At 69.3% G+C, this 13,946-nt stretch carries 13 protein-coding genes and 1 pseudogene; 10 read left to right on the top strand and 4 right to left on the bottom strand.

Going from position 1 to position 13,946, the window contains the following annotated elements; all coding sequences use genetic code 11:
• Nucleotides 1-887: pseudogene (locus G0Q01_RS05185) on the bottom strand (heparinase); the annotation flags it as partial.
• A gap of 177 nt (nucleotides 888-1,064) precedes the next feature.
• Nucleotides 1,065-2,354, bottom strand: coding sequence for an RsmB/NOP family class I SAM-dependent RNA methyltransferase (locus G0Q01_RS05180; protein WP_164213055.1), 1,290 nt, complete (start codon nucleotides 2,352-2,354; stop codon nucleotides 1,065-1,067).
• A gap of 100 nt (nucleotides 2,355-2,454) precedes the next feature.
• Between G0Q01_RS05180 and G0Q01_RS05175 the strand changes: the two genes are divergently transcribed.
• Entirely contained in the window at nucleotides 2,455-2,679 is a 225-nt protein-coding gene (locus G0Q01_RS05175; protein WP_164193891.1) for a DUF1674 domain-containing protein, read from the top strand.
• 117 nt (nucleotides 2,680-2,796) lie between these two features.
• Here the strand turns inward: G0Q01_RS05175 and dapB are convergent, their stop codons facing one another.
• Nucleotides 2,797-3,612 (bottom strand): 4-hydroxy-tetrahydrodipicolinate reductase, encoded by an 816-nt coding sequence (gene dapB, locus G0Q01_RS05170; RefSeq protein ID WP_164193887.1) that lies wholly within the window; start codon nucleotides 3,610-3,612, stop codon nucleotides 2,797-2,799.
• A gap of 147 nt (nucleotides 3,613-3,759) precedes the next feature.
• On the opposite strand from dapB, the gene rbfA reads away from it, so the two are divergent.
• The 7 genes from rbfA (at nucleotide 3,760) to lpxK (ending at nucleotide 9,727) form a co-directional block, all read left to right on the top strand.
• Nucleotides 3,760-4,182 carry a 30S ribosome-binding factor RbfA gene (gene rbfA / locus G0Q01_RS05165; RefSeq protein ID WP_108968139.1) on the top strand — a complete coding sequence of 141 codons (423 nt, stop codon included), beginning with the start codon at nucleotides 3,760-3,762 and terminating at the stop codon, nucleotides 4,180-4,182.
• Nucleotides 4,179-4,940 (top strand): phosphodiester glycosidase family protein, encoded by a 762-nt coding sequence (locus G0Q01_RS05160; RefSeq protein ID WP_370457231.1) that lies wholly within the window; start codon nucleotides 4,179-4,181, stop codon nucleotides 4,938-4,940. Before rbfA ends, G0Q01_RS05160 begins: the two co-directional genes overlap by 4 nt.
• A gap of 59 nt (nucleotides 4,941-4,999) precedes the next feature.
• Nucleotides 5,000-6,373 carry a TldD/PmbA family protein gene (locus G0Q01_RS05155; protein ID WP_164193884.1) on the top strand — a complete coding sequence of 458 codons (1,374 nt, stop codon included), beginning with the start codon at nucleotides 5,000-5,002 and terminating at the stop codon, nucleotides 6,371-6,373.
• The gene (locus G0Q01_RS05150; protein WP_164193881.1) at nucleotides 6,360-7,166 is read left to right on the top strand and encodes a 3'(2'),5'-bisphosphate nucleotidase CysQ; all 807 of its coding nucleotides are present in this window, start codon (nucleotides 6,360-6,362) and stop codon (nucleotides 7,164-7,166) included. The genes G0Q01_RS05155 and G0Q01_RS05150 overlap by 14 nt, the downstream gene beginning before the upstream one ends.
• 118 nt (nucleotides 7,167-7,284) lie before the next feature.
• Nucleotides 7,285-7,527, top strand: coding sequence for a DUF4170 domain-containing protein (locus G0Q01_RS05145; RefSeq protein ID WP_108968144.1), 243 nt, complete (start codon nucleotides 7,285-7,287; stop codon nucleotides 7,525-7,527).
• Nucleotides 7,528-7,532: 5 nt separating this feature from the next.
• The gene (locus tag G0Q01_RS05140; protein WP_164193878.1) at nucleotides 7,533-8,741 is read left to right on the top strand and encodes a 3-deoxy-D-manno-octulosonic acid transferase; all 1,209 of its coding nucleotides are present in this window, start codon (nucleotides 7,533-7,535) and stop codon (nucleotides 8,739-8,741) included.
• Nucleotides 8,741-9,727, top strand: coding sequence for a tetraacyldisaccharide 4'-kinase (gene lpxK / locus G0Q01_RS05135; protein ID WP_164213054.1), 987 nt, complete (start codon nucleotides 8,741-8,743; stop codon nucleotides 9,725-9,727). The genes G0Q01_RS05140 and lpxK overlap by 1 nt, the downstream gene beginning before the upstream one ends.
• Before the next feature lie 110 nt (nucleotides 9,728-9,837).
• Here lpxK and G0Q01_RS05130 read toward each other — a convergent pair whose 3' ends face one another.
• Complete coding sequence (locus tag G0Q01_RS05130; protein ID WP_164193870.1) at nucleotides 9,838-11,277, bottom strand: aldehyde dehydrogenase family protein; 1,440 nt, start codon at nucleotides 11,275-11,277, stop codon at nucleotides 9,838-9,840.
• Between the two features lie 169 nt (nucleotides 11,278-11,446).
• On the opposite strand from G0Q01_RS05130, the gene G0Q01_RS05125 reads away from it, so the two are divergent.
• Nucleotides 11,447-12,100: a peroxiredoxin gene (locus G0Q01_RS05125; RefSeq protein WP_108968151.1), complete on the top strand. Its 654-nt coding sequence runs from the start codon at nucleotides 11,447-11,449 to the stop codon at nucleotides 12,098-12,100.
• Between the two features lie 234 nt (nucleotides 12,101-12,334).
• On the top strand, nucleotides 12,335-13,945 hold the full coding sequence (locus tag G0Q01_RS05120; RefSeq protein WP_235939642.1) for a mechanosensitive ion channel family protein: 1,611 nt from the start codon (nucleotides 12,335-12,337) through the stop codon (nucleotides 13,943-13,945).
• Nucleotide 13,946 lies beyond the last annotated feature (1 nt).

The raw sequence follows: 13,946 nt of genomic DNA, 5'->3' as shown, positions 1-13,946 counted from the left end.
CCCGAGGCCGCCAGCGCCTGGTCGAGCCGCCCCTCGGCCCCGCGCCCGCCGCCGTGAAAGCGCGCCAGCCCGCCGTCGGCATGGCGCAGCGCGCGCAGCGTCGGCGCGATGCGGGTGATGGCGTTGAGATGCGCGCCGCCGGGTTCGAGGTCGGCCTCCTCCAGCGCCGCCCGCGCCCAGGTGAGCAGGGTGAAGACCTCCAGCAATTCCTCGGGGTTGCGTGTCGGCAGGCCGCCCGCCACGTCGATCTGCCGGCTGCATTCCGAATCCAGCGCCTGCCGCGCCGGATCGAGATAGGCCCGCATCCCCTCGAGCGAGAGCGCGGCGTAGATCAGCCCGGTGAGCGCCTCGAAGCGCGGCAGCCCCGGCAGGGCCGCGCCGCGCCGCTTGGCAAGAAAGCGCGTTTGCGCCGCCAGTGCCCGGTAAAAGGCCGCCGAGTCCTCGGCGCTCATGCCGCGCAGCAGGAAAAGCGCATGGTGGATCCAGCGGATCAGCCGCCGCCCGGCAAGCTCGGGCACCCAGCCCGGACCGCTGCCGCGCCCGTAGCGCGCGATCCAGCCCATCAGCCAGTCCTGCGCCAGCTTGCGCGCCTCCGCATCACCCAGTGCGGCGAGATCGTCCAGCCAACGGAAGGCATGGATCTCTTCTTGCCAGGCGCGGTCCTCGAGCTCGATGTCCCAGATCATCGCGCCCTTGCCCTCGGCAAGGTAGCCGGCGAACATCAGGTTGCCGGCGCAAAGCTGGCGGCCCCGGGCGAGTTGCCCGGTGGTGCGCGGCTCGGGCTGCGAGACAAAGGCAGTGGCGCTGCCCGCGCGCGCGGCGAGCCGCGAATGCACGCGGTTGAGAAACTGCGTGGCGGTGACCGACCAGCTCGCCATATCTACCATGCCCTGCCCTTCCGCCCGCCTCGGGGCTTTTGCGGCAAGGGTAGACCTCGCGGCGGCGCAAGTCACCGGGCAAGCGCCCGGAATCGCGCAAACGCGATCCCGTCGCGCCGGGTTTGCGGCCTGCGCGCAACGGCTGGCGCGGCCCGCGGCCCGAAGCCAACGGGCCGCAGCGCGGCGTCAGCCCGCGGGCGCCTGCAGCACGGCGACGTAGAAGCCGTCCATGCCGCCACGCTCGGGCCAGTAGTCGGGGCGCAGCCGCAGCCCGCCCTCTTCGGAACGCCACGCCGGCTCGATCCACTCGGCCTCGAGCGGTGCCACGGTCAGCCCGTCATGGCGCGACAGCGCCTCTTCGACCTGGCATTCGCCCTCGTCCGGCAGCAGCGAGCAGGTGCAGAAGACCAGCCGGCCGCCCGGCTTCAGCAGCCGCAGCGCGTGGTCGATCATCGCCGCCTGCAAGCCGATGAGCTCGGAGATGCCCTCGCCCTGCTTGGCATGCGGCAGGTCGGGGTGGCGGCGTATGGTGCCGGTGGCCGAACAGGGCGCGTCGAGCAGGATTGCGTCGAAGCTGCCCTCCGCCTTCAGCGCGTCGCCGACAACCGTCGCGGCCTTTAGCCCGGTGCGCAGCAGGTTCTCCGTGATCCGCGCCATGCGGCTCTCCGACAGATCGAGCGCGGTGACCTCGGCCCCTGCAGCCGCCAGCTGCAGGGTCTTGCCACCCGGCGCCGCGCACATGTCGAGCACCGCCAGCCCCGCCACGTCGCCAAGCAGCTTGGCGGGCATCGCCGCGGCAGCGTCTTGCACCCACCAGGCGCCTTCGTCGAAACCCGGAAGCGCCGAAACCTGACCCGGCTCGGCCAGCCGCAACGAGCCGGTGGGCAAGAGCTCGGCGCCCAGCTTCGCGGCCCAGCCTTCGGCATCCGACGTCACGGTGATGTCAAGCGGCGCGCCAGCGGCGTGGGCGCGTTCCATGGCCGATACCGCCTTGCCGCCCCAGGCCGCGGCCAGCGGCTCGCGCAGCCAGCGCGGCAGCCGCGGCGCGCGCAGCTTCGCCCATTGCTCCGGTCCCTCTTCCGACAGGCGGCGCAGGATGGCGTTGACCAACCCCGACATGGTCTTGGTCTTGCGGTCCGCCGAAATCAGGCTGACACAATCGTTCACCACGCCATGCGCCGCGCCACCGGTGCAGAGCTCATAGGTGCCGAGCCGCAGCACGTTGCGCACGAAGAGCGGCGGCGCTTTGCGCAGGCGCGACTTCAGCATCTGGTCGCAGCGCGCCAGGTTGCGCAGCACGCCGGTGGCCAGCCGTTGCGCCGCCGCGCGCTCCGAAGCCTCGAGCTTGACGAAGGGCCCGCCCTGCATTGCCTCGCTGAGCAGCCGCCCCTGCCCCAGCACCTGCCCGAGCAGCGCCACCGCCGCCGCCCGTGCCGGGCTCGCTGCTTCCGTTTTTTCCGCGCCTTTGGCTGCCATGGGACCACTCCGCAAACCTGCGGGTCTTGCCCGCGCATGATCCACGGGCCTATATCAAGCCGACCCACGCAAGGAAAGCACGCCCGAGGAGGGCATGGCCATGAGCGACGACACCAGCCCCGATCACACCGAGAACCCCGCCGAGCTTCCCACGGAGCTTCCCGCTGCCGCGCAGCGGGCGCTGGCCGAGGCCGCCGAGCGCCGCAAGGCCGCCGAGGAGGCGCTGGCCAAGGATCCCCGCGCCAAGGAGTATGGCGGCCGCGACGGACTCGACCCGGCGCGCTACGGCGATTGGGAGAAAAAGGGCATCGCGATCGATTTCTGATCGCCGGTCAGCTCGAGAACACACTGACGCGCGTTGGGGGGGGCAACGGCCCCCCTTTCTTCTCTTTATTGCATACGTCCGCCGGAGGCGCTCCCGCGCTCTCGGCCGGGTGCGGCGTCAGTCGCCGAGGCCGAGCACGTCGAGCATGTCATATTCGCCCGGCGCCTTGTCCTGCCCCCAGAGGGCCGCCTTCAGCGCGCCGCGGGCAAAGAGCGCGCGGTCCGATGCGATGTGCTTGAGGGTGATGCGCTCGCCGGCGGCAGCGAAAATCACCTCGTGCTCGCCAACCACGTCGCCGCCGCGCAGCGCAGCAAAGCCGATTGCGCCGCGCTCGCGCGCCCCGGTGATGCCGTCACGACCGCGGTCCGAAGCCTCGGCGAGACTCACGCCCCGGCCCTCGGCCGCCGCCTCGCCAAGCATCAGCGCAGTGCCCGACGGGGCATCGACCTTGCGGTTATGGTGCATCTCGACGATCTCGATGTCCCAATCCGCGTCGAGCGCCGCCGCGACCTGCTTGGTCAGCTTGGTCAGCAGATTGACGCCGAGGCTCATGTTGCCGGCGCGCACGATCACTGCATGGCGGGCCGCAGCGCGGATTTTCTCGAGATGGCTCTCTTCGAGGCCGGTGGTGCCGATCACGTGCACGGCACGGGCCTGCGCCGCCAGCTCGGCGAACTGCACGGTGGCCGCGGGAGCGGTGAAGTCGAGCACCGCCTGCGCCTTGGCGAAGGTCTCGAGCGGATCGTCGCTGACAGAAAGCCCAAGCTCGGTGCCGCCCATGCAGGTGCCGAGGTCGCGGCCCACCCAGTCGTTGCCGCTCCGCTCGACGGCGCCGACGAGTTTCAGCTTGTCGCTGGCCAGCACCTCGCGCACCAGCATCTGGCCCATCCGTCCCGACACGCCCGTGACGACAACCCCCGGCAGTTCCGACATCTTGCTCTCCGATCCTGAGTTTCCCGCAGGGCATACTCTGCTGCGCTGCCGATGGCAAAGGCGATGTCGGCGCGCCGCCTCCCTGCGCCGGCACCGCTATGCGTTCGCGTTCTTGGCAAATCCGCGCAAGGCGCCTATGTCTGCGCCATGGCAAAGAACAGATTCCACGAGGGCTCCGGCCCCAGCCAGAGACAGCTTCGTGTCGGCGAACTCATTCGCCGCACCTTGGCGGACGTGCTCAACCGCGGCGAGGTGCACGACCCCGAGCTGAACCGGCTTTCGATCACCGTCGGCGAGGTTCGGGTCTCTACCGATCTCAAGGTTGCAACCGCCTATGTCGTGCCGCTCGGCGGCAAGCAGGAAGGCAATATGTTCGAGCTGCTCGAGCGCAACAAATCCGAGTTGCGCCGCCTCGTCTCGAAGGAGCTGACGCTGAAATACGCGCCGGAGCTGCGCTTCCGCCACGATGAGACCTTCGACCGGCTCGACGAGACCCGCCGCCTGTTCTCGCAGGAGGCCGTGCGCCGCGACGTCGAGGGACAGGACGCGGACGGGGACGACGACGCGTGAGGCTTCGCGCGGGCTTCACTGCGCTGGCGCTTGCGGCTGCGGCGCTGCTCCCCTCGCTGCTGCCGTCGCAAGCGGGGGCCGTCAGCTGCGAGGGTGCCAGCCACGAGGGCAAGCGCTACACGCTCTGCACCGTGGGCGCCGACGAGGACCTGCGCACCTTCCTGCGCGCGCCCGACGGCACGGTCTGGGGACATTTTTCGACCCTCGACGCCGCGCTGCGCCAAAAGGGCGAGAGGCTGGCCTTTGCGATGAACGCCGGCATGTACCACGAGGACCGCGCGCCGGTCGGCCATTACGTCGAGAACGGCCAGGAGGAGATGCGCGTCATCTCCAGCCCCGGGCCCGGCAATTTCGGCATGCTGCCGAACGGCGTGCTCTGCATCGGCGCGGGCGAGGCACAGGTGTATGAGACCCGCGATTTTCTCACCCGCAAGCCCGACTGCCGCTATGCCACGCAGTCGGGGCCGATGCTGGTGATCGACGGCGAGCTGCACCCGCGCTTCCTGCCCGACAGCAACTCGCGCTACATCCGCAACGGGGTCGGCACCACGGCCGACGGCAAGACGCTGGTCTTTGCCATTTCCGAGGAGCCGGTGAGCTTCTACGAGTTCGGCACGCTGTTCCGGGACGGGCTGAAGATGCCCAACGCGCTGTTCTTCGATGGCAACGTCTCGCGGCTCTTCGCGCCGGAGGCCGGCAGGACAGACATTGGCCGGACGCTTGGGCCGCTCATCGGCGTGGTGGTTCCGGCCGAGTAAGGCGGTTGGAGCAAGCTCCGCGGCCTACCAAATCAACTTGACGACATACCGGAGGCGACATGGACGGCACAGAGCGCAACCACCCGGCGGCCCGGGACCTGCAGGGTCTGACCGCGCAGCTGCTCGAGGCCGCGCGCAAGGCCGGCGCAGACTCGGCGGACGCCATTGCCATCGACGGCACCTCGCTCAGCATCGACGTGCGCGCCGGCGCTCTGGAGCACGCCGAGCGCTCCGAGGGCGTCGACGTCGGCCTGCGCGTGCTGCTTGGCCAGCGCAGCGCGGTGGTCTCGACTTCGGATGTGAAGCCCGCGACGCTGGCGGCCCTGGCCGAACGCGCCGTGGCGATGGCGCGCGAGGCGCCCGAGGATCCCTTCGCCGGGCTTGCCGATCCATCGCAGCTGGCGACCGGCTGGGATCTGGATGCACTCGAGCTGGCGGATCCGTCCGCCGACCCCGCGCCCGATGCGCTGCAGCGCGATGCCCTCGAAGCCGAGGCGGCGGCGCTGGCGGTCGAGGGCGTGAGCCAGGTGCAGTCGGCCTCGGCCTCCTACGACGCGCAGCGGGTGTTCCTCGCGGCCAGCAACGGCTTTGCCGGAGGCTATGCGCGCACCGCCCGCTCGACCTCCTGCGTTGCCATCGCCGGGAGCGGGCTGGGAATGGAGCGCGACTACGACGGCGACAGCCGCACGTTCCAGTCCGACCTGCGCAGCCCCGCCGAAATCGGTCACCGCGCCGCGACCCGGGCGCTCGACCGGCTGAACCCGCGCAAGCCGAAGACCGGGGCCTACCCGGTGCTCTTTGACGAGCGCATTGCGTCTTCGCTGATCGGTCACCTGGTGGCCGCCGCCAACGGCGCTTCGGTGGCGCGGGGCGGGTCCTGGCTGCGCGACGCGCTCGGCGAGGCGGTGCTGCCGGACGGCATCTCGCTGATCGAGGACCCGCACCGCCCGCGCATCTCGGGCTCGCGCCCCTTCGATGCCGAGGGGCTGCCGACGCAGCGCCGCGCGCTGGTCAAGGATGGCGTGCTTACGGGATGGTCGCTCGATCTCGCCACCGCCCGCAAGCTGGGCATGGCACCCACCGGCAACGCCGCGCGCGGCACCTCGTCGGGGCCCTCGCCGACCGCCTGGAACCTCGAGCTGACGCAGGGCGACAAATCGCCCGAGCAGCTCATCGCCGAGATGGGCCGCGGCTTGGTGGTGACGTCGATGATCGGCGCGACGATCAACCCCAACACCGGCGACTACTCGCGCGGCGCCGCGGGCTGGTGGGTGGAAAACGGCGAGATCGCCTATCCCGTCTCGGGGGTCACCATCGCTGGCAACCTGCGGCAGATGCTGCGCGCGCTGGTGCCGTCGAACGACGCCCGGCCCTGGCTGTCGCGGGTCGTGCCCTCGCTGCTGGTCGAGGGGCTGACGCTTGCCGGCGAGTGATCCCGCTCCGGGTCACGCCGCCGATCGCGCGCTGCTCGAGCGCGCGGCCCGCGCGGCGGGCGAGATTGCGCTCTCCTTCACCGGGGACGCGCTTGATGTCCGGTACAAGGCCGCCGACGGCAGCCCCGTGACCGCCGCCGATCTCGCGGTCAACGCCCGGCTCGAAGAGCTGCTGCGCAGCGCCCAGCCGGATTACGGCTGGCTGTCGGAGGAAAGCGTCGACAATGCCGCGCGCCGCGCCGCCGAGCGGGTGTTCATCGTCGATCCCATTGACGGCACCCGCTCGTTCATCGCCGGAGAGGACACCTGGGCGCATTCGCTGGCGGTGGCCGAAAACGGCGTGATCACCGCAGCCGCCATCTATCTTCCGAAGCGGGACCTGCTCTATAGCGCCGCGCTCGGACAGGGCGCGGTGCTGAATGGCGTACCGCTGCGCACCACCCTGACCGGCACGCTGGACGACGCCGAAGTCCTGGCCCCGCGACCGGTGATGGACAGCCCCTACTGGCGCGTTCCGCTGCCGCCGATCCGCCGCGCGCATCGTCCCTCGCTCGCCTATCGGCTGGGGCTGGTGGCCGAGGGGCGCTTTGATGCCATGCTGACCTTTCGCCCGACTTGGGAGTGGGACATCGCTGCCGGAACGCTGCTGCTGCAGGAAGCCGGGGCCAGGGTCACGGACCGGCTCGGGCGCCCGCTAAGGTTCAACGCCCGCCATCCGCAGCATCCCGGAGTGGTCGCCGCCAACCCGGCGCTGCACGCCGACATCATGGGGCGGCTGACGCTGGCGCTTTGATCGTTCCGAGCCTTCCATAGACATGTGAACCAGCGGCGTAACGCTGACCTGCGGTAGAATCTTGACGCTGCGGGTGCAGAAAGTAGGTTGCGCGCGTCTGTACGGGAAAGGACCCCCCATGCCCCAACGTCTCCACCTCGTCTTCGGCGGCGAGCTCGTCACCCCCGAGAAGTCCGTCTTCAAGGACGTGAACGACATCCACATCGTCGGCATGTTCCCCGATTACGCCTCTGCCTACGACGCTTGGAAGGCCGAGGCGCAGCGCACCGTGGACAACGCCCACATGCGCTACTTCATCGCCCACATCCACCGCCTGCGGGACGAGGAAACCGAGGTCTCCGCGACCGAAGAACTCGGCTGACACCCATGGCGCGCAGGCCGTTCTCCCTGTCGGCCTACATGGCCTATGCGCGTGGCCGCGGGGCGACGCCGGGCTCGGCGCCCCGCGCCCGGCCCGACGGGACGCTGCTCTGGTTGCACGCCGGAGGCCCGGGCTCGGCCCGGGCCCTCTCGGCGCTGGCAACCCGGATGAAAATCCAGCGTCCCGAGTTGGGGCTGCTAATCACCGGCGAGCCCGACCACGCGCCCGAGGGCGCTTTGCATGCCGATCTGCCCGGCGAGAGTCCGTCCGAGATCGCCGCCTTCGTCGCGCATTGGCGCCCGCAGCTCGGCTTCTGGACCGGGCAGGAGTTGCGCCCGGCGCTGCTGCAGAGGCTGCAACAGATCGGCACTCGGCTGGTGCTGCTCGACGCGCGCGACGCGCCTTGGACCAGCCCCGCGCCCAGCTGGGTGCCCGATCCCACCGCCGCGACGCTGCATTTTTTTGATCGCATCTGCCCGGTGGACGAGCCGGCCCGTCGCCGCCTCCGCCGCGCTGGGGTCGAGGAGAGCGTCATGCCGACGCTCGGTCCGCTCACCGACAGCGCCCCGCCGCTCGACTGCAACGAGAAGCTCTACGAGGAAATGGCCGGGGTGCTCACCGGCCGGCCAATCTGGCTCGCGGCGAAGCTGCGCAGCGCCCAGGAGGCCGAGGAGGTGCTCCACGCCCACAAGCGCGCCGTGCGCCTCGCGCACCGGCTGATGCTGGTTCTCGTGCCCGCCACCCACGACCTGGCGCCCGCAGTGGCCGAGGTTGCCCGGGAGTCGGGCCTGCGCCTCTGCGCCTGGGAGGCGGGGGAGATGCCCGATGAGAACACCCAGGTGCTGGTCACCGAGGACGCCTCTGAGCTCGGACTCTGGTACCGGCTTGCGCCGGTGGCCTTCCTTGGCGGTTCGCTGGTCAACGGCCACGGCGGCGAGGACCCTATGGAAGCCGCCGCCCATGGCATCGCGCTGCTCTACGGGCCCAACGTTGGGCGCCACCTGCCCGCCTATTCACTGCTGGCCGAGGCCGGTGCGGCGCGGATCGTACGCGATTTCGACTCGCTCGCCGGGGCGCTCAGCCAGCTTGTGGCCCCCGACCGCGCCGCCGCCATGGCGCATGCGGGCTGGGACGTGATCACCCAGGGCGCAGAGCTGACCGACGAGATGATCGCTCTGGCCTGCGGCTGGCTCGACGAAGACGAGGTCGCCTGATGCGCGCTCCTAGCTTCTGGCAGACGCCCCCGGGCGCCCCCGCCTGGCAGGCCCGCCTGCTCGCCCCGCTCGGTGCGCTCACCGCCCGCGCCACGGCGCGGCGCGTCGCCTCGGGACCGGGCGAGAGGGTTCCCGTGCCGGTGATCTGCGTCGGCAATATCAACGCCGGGGGCACCGGCAAGACCCCCACGGTGATCGCACTGCTGGAGAGGCTGCGCGAGGTCGGGGCACATGTGGTCTCGCGCGGGCATGGCGGCAGCCTGACCGGCCCGGTGCAGGTGGACCCGCGCCGCCACAGCGCGGCAGAGGTCGGCGACGAACCGTTGCTGCTTGCCGCCTTCGGCCCGGTCTGGGTGGCGCGCGACCGCGCCGCCGGGGCGCGCGCCGCCGTTGCCGCGCGGGCCAAGGTCATCATCCTCGACGACGGGCTGCAGAACCCGGCACTGGCCAAGGATCTCTCTATCGTCGTGGTGGATGCCCGATACGGCTTCGGCAACGGCCGCTGCCTGCCCGCCGGGCCGCTGCGCGAGCCGGTGAGCGCGGGGCTGAAGCGCGCCGACCTTCTGCTGTCGATCGGCGGGGAAGAGGCACAGCGCGGCTTCGACGCCCAATGGGGCAGCGCGATCTCCCTGCCTCGCCTGCGCGGCGCGCTGGAGCCGCTGCAGACCGGCATGGACTGGCAGGATCTTCCGGCGCTGGCATTTGCCGGGATCGGTCATCCCGAGAAGTTCTTTGCCACGCTGAGGGGCCTTGGCGCGAATATCGTCCGGGCCGAGGCGCTGGACGATCACCAGCCCTTCACCACCGCGCTGCTGACCCGGCTGGAGCGCGAGGCGCAGATGCTGGGCGCGCAGCTCGTCACCACCGAGAAGGACGCCGCGCGCCTGCCCGAGTCCTTCCGCCCCAAGGTGCTGAGCCTGCCGGTACGCCTGCGGTTCAGGGAACCCGCGCCGCTGGACACCGCGCTGGCAACCCTCGGGCTATGAGGCCGTTCATCGTTCTGCAGTTACTCCCGCCCGTGGCGTCCGGCGGCAAACACGAACGCGGCGCCCGTGAAGAGCGCCGCGTCATCCGTGTCTGCGAGTAGAGAAGCGGCTTACTCGGCGGCCCAGCCGCTGACCGACTTCACCTCGAGGAAGTCGAGGATGCCGAAGGATCCGCCCTCGCGGCCATTGCCCGACTGCTTCATGCCGCCGAAGGGCGCGCCCGCAGCGCGGCCGGTGCCGTTGTTTTGCACCATGCCCGAGCGCAGCAGACGGCTCAAACGGTTGACCCGCGCCGCATCGGAGCTCTGGACGTAGTTGGTCAGCCCGTAAGGCGTGTCATTGGCGACGCGCACCGCTTCTTCCTCGGTCTCGAACTTCATCACCGAAAGCACCGGGCCGAAAATCTCCTCGCGGGCGATGGTCATCTCCGGGGTCACGTCGGCAAAAACCGTCGGGCGCACGTAAAACCCCTTGTTGAGCCCTTCAGGACGGCCAAGTCCTCCGGCCACCAGCCGCGCACCCTCGTCGATGCCCTTCTGGATGAGGTCCTGGATCTTGCTCCACTGGGTCTGGTTGACCACCGGGCCGATATGATCGCCCTCCTGCTGCGGATCGGCAACCTTCACCGCCTCTGCGGCCTGCGCCGCCTGCTCGACCGCCGTGTCATAGAAGGGCGCCTCGACGATCATCCGCGACGGCGCGTTGCAGCTCTGGCCGGAGTTTTCCATCATGTGCAGAACGCCGCGCTTCACCGCCTCGGGGTCGGCGTCCGCGAAGACGAGGTTCGCGCCCTTGCCACCGAGCTCGAGGTGCACGCGCTTCAGCGTGTCGGCGGCGGCCTTCGAGATTGCCCGGCCGGCGCGGGTCGAGCCGGTGAAGCTGACCATGTCCACGTCCACATGCGACGACAGCTGCGAGCCGACACCGGTCCCGTCGCCGTTGACGAGATTGAAGACGCCCTTGGGGAAGCCGGCTTCATGCATCATCTCGGCAAAGAGGATGGCGTCGAGCGGGCTTTCCTCGGAGGGTTTCAGCACCATGGTGCAGCCGGCCACTGCAGCGGCGCCGACCTTCAGCGTGACCTGGTTCATCGGCCAGTTCCACGGGGTGATCAGCGCCGCAACGCCGACTGCCTCGTGGATGATCCGGTGCTCGGGAAGGTCTTCGCGCAGGGAATGCTCAAAGGGGAATTCCTTGGCGGCGCGGATGAAGTTGGTGAGGTGGAAGGTGCCGGCCCCGACCTGGTCCGCGCGCGAAAGCGAGATCGGCGCGCCCATCTCGAGCGTCATCGCCTGCGCCATTTCCTCGGCGCGCGCATTGTAGACCTCGAGCAGCTTCTCGACGTAGCCGATGCGCTCGGCGACCGGGGTCGCCATCCAGCCCGGCAGCGCCGCCTTGGCGGCGGCGACGGCGGCGTCCGTGTCGGCCTGATCTCCCAGCGAGATGATCGCGCAGGGCTCTTCGGTGGCAGGGTTGATCACCGCGTGATCGCGCGGCTTGGCCGGGTCCACCCATTGGCCGTCGATGTAGAACTGGCGCTTCTCGATCATATTGGTCTCCGTTGGTCTGTCTTTGAGTCGGAATTTGATCAAATTATTTCTGGCGGCAGAGTGTCACCGCGCCGCGACCTCCGCAAGCGGGCTCTTTACATCGTGGGTCCGGCCCGTATCTATTTCGCGAGACCCCAAGCCGATCAGTCGGACAGGAAAGGATATTCCCATGGCTCTGCGCATCAACGACACCATTCCGAACCTTCACGTGACCACCGATCAGGGCGAATATGACCTGCACGACTGGATCGGCGACAGCTGGGCGATCCTCTTCTCGCACCCCAAGGACTTCACCCCGGTCTGCACCACCGAGTTCGGCGCCGTGGCGCAGCTCTCGGACGAATGGGCCAAGCGTGGCACAAAGGTGATGGGCATCTCGGTTGACGGCGTTGCCGAGCACAAGAAGTGGAAGGGCGACATCGAGGCAGTTGCCGGGGCCGAGGCCGGGTTCCCGATCATCGCCGACGATGGGCTCGAGGTCGCCAAGGCGCTCGACATGCTGCCCGCCGACGCCTACCTGCCCGACGGCCGCACCCCGGCCGACAGCGCCACTGTGCGCTCGGTCTTCATCATCGCGCCGAACAAGAAGGTGCAGTTGATGATGACCTACCCGATGTCGGTGGGCCGCAACTTCGCCGAGGTGCTGCGCGCACTCGATGGCCTGCAGCGCACCTACGAGCAGCCGCTCGCCACCCCCGCCAACTGGGAGGTCGGCCAGGACGTGATCGTCGCCCTGTCGCTGAACGACGAGCAGGCCTCCGAGAAATACGGCGCGCTCGACATCAAGCTGCCCTACCTGCGCTTCGCCAAAAACCCGGAGTGATCCGGCGCGCGGCCCGACGCGGCCGCCGTTGCAAATGACCGACACCCGCCGGACCTCCGGCGGGTGTCTTCGTTTCGGGAGCCCTGCGGCCCGCGGGCAACCAACGCCGAACGCATATCCGGTGACCGAGGCTTGCCGCCGGGAGTGCCTTTCGCGGGGGCAACCTGCTAAACTCGCGGCATAGCGATCCGAAGACTTTTAGCCCTTTGAAAAACATATTATTACGAGGTCCGCATGCCGCGCGCGATCCTGCCGTTTCTCCGTATTCTCCTTGTCTTGCTGATGGGTCACGCCGCCACAGCCCTGGCCGCGCAAGAAACCGCCGATGCTCCGGCGCCCGCCGAGAGCAGCCAGGCCGAGAGCCCACCCTCCCCCGCCGAAGAGGCCATCGACAGCGCCGAGGAACGCGCCCGACAGGCGATCACGTCGAGCCAGCAGGTGATCGGCGCGAAGGGTGCGGCAGACGCTCCGCTGGCAGCCCAAAGCGATGCGGAGCTGATCTCCGCGCTGACCGACCCTTCCATCCCTTCGGAAGAGCTTGCCATCCGCGCGTTGCCCCTGACCGCCGAGGAGATGGGACAGCTTGCGCTGGCGTGGCAGAACATGGCCAAGGGCATGACCAAGGCGGTGGTCGAAGAGCAGCTCGCCGTGGTCGCCAAGGAAAGCGCGGGCGAGACGGAGGTGCCGCGCGAGCGGCTGACGCAGTTGGTGGAGCTGCGCAACAACGCCTTCGAAAACCTCTCGACCGTGGTCGACGGTTTCGAAGCCAAGGGTGGCGACGCCGCCGAGGTCGCGAAGTTCCGCGCCTACCGCGCTGCGATCCACGTCGACGAAACACAGCGCGCCGATTGGCGCACCCTGTTGGCACAGGCGGTGAACTGGGCGACGGACGAGGATGGCGGCATCAAGCTGGCGCTACGCGCCGCGGTGATCATCGGCGCGCTGCTGGCTTTGATGATCATCGCCCGAACGGTTCGCGGCGTGGCGCGGCGCGGACTGTCACGGGTGCCGGACCTGTCGAAGCTGCTGCAGGCTTTCATCGTCATGGGGATCTATTGGCTGACCATCGCCTTCGGGCTGATGATCGTGCTCAGCGCCCTTGGAATCGACGTGACGCCGCTCTTCGCGTTGGTCGGCGGTGCCTCCTTCATCATCGCCTTTGCCATGCAGGACACGCTGGGCAACCTCGCCGCGGGGCTGATGATCATGATCAACCGCCCCTTCGACGAGGGCGACTACGTCACCGTCGCCGGCACCGGCGGCACGGTGAAATCCGTTTCGATCGTCTCGACCACCGTGGTCACCCCCGACAATCAGGTCATCGTCATCCCGAACTCGAAGGTCTGGGGCGATGTCATCACCAACACAACCGCCAGTGACACCCGCCGCGTCGATCTGACCTTCGGCATCGGCTATGGCGACTCGATCGAAAAGGCCCAGGAGGTGCTCGAGCAGGTGGTCGCCGAGCACCCGCTGATCCTCGACGATCCGGCGCCGGTGATCCGGGTCAACGCGCTGGGGGCAAGCTCGGTGGATTTCGTCTGCCGTCCCTGGACCAAGGTCGACGACTACTGGACGGTCTACTGGGATCTCACAAGGCAGGTGAAAGAGGCCTTCGACCGCGAGGGGATCTCGATCCCCTTCCCGCAGGCCGACATGCACGTCCATATGGCCGCGCCCGCCGCCCTGCCCTTCGGCGACGCGGGCAAGGCGACAGCGGGCAAGCCCGCCGACAAGGCCCCCGACAAAGCCCCAGACGAAGGCGAGCCCTATTACGCCCGCGAGGACCGGGTGACCTCGTTCCGTGCCGGCGACGAGGGGCACGACGAAGAGACCGACACTTGAG

Source organism: Salipiger sp. PrR007 (genome assembly GCF_010499845.1).
In the GTDB taxonomy this organism is placed as follows: Bacteria; Pseudomonadota; Alphaproteobacteria; order Rhodobacterales; family Rhodobacteraceae; genus Salipiger; species Salipiger pacificus_A.
The sequence above is the reverse complement of the archived record's forward strand: the minus strand, read 5'-3'. Positions and strand labels throughout refer to the sequence as shown.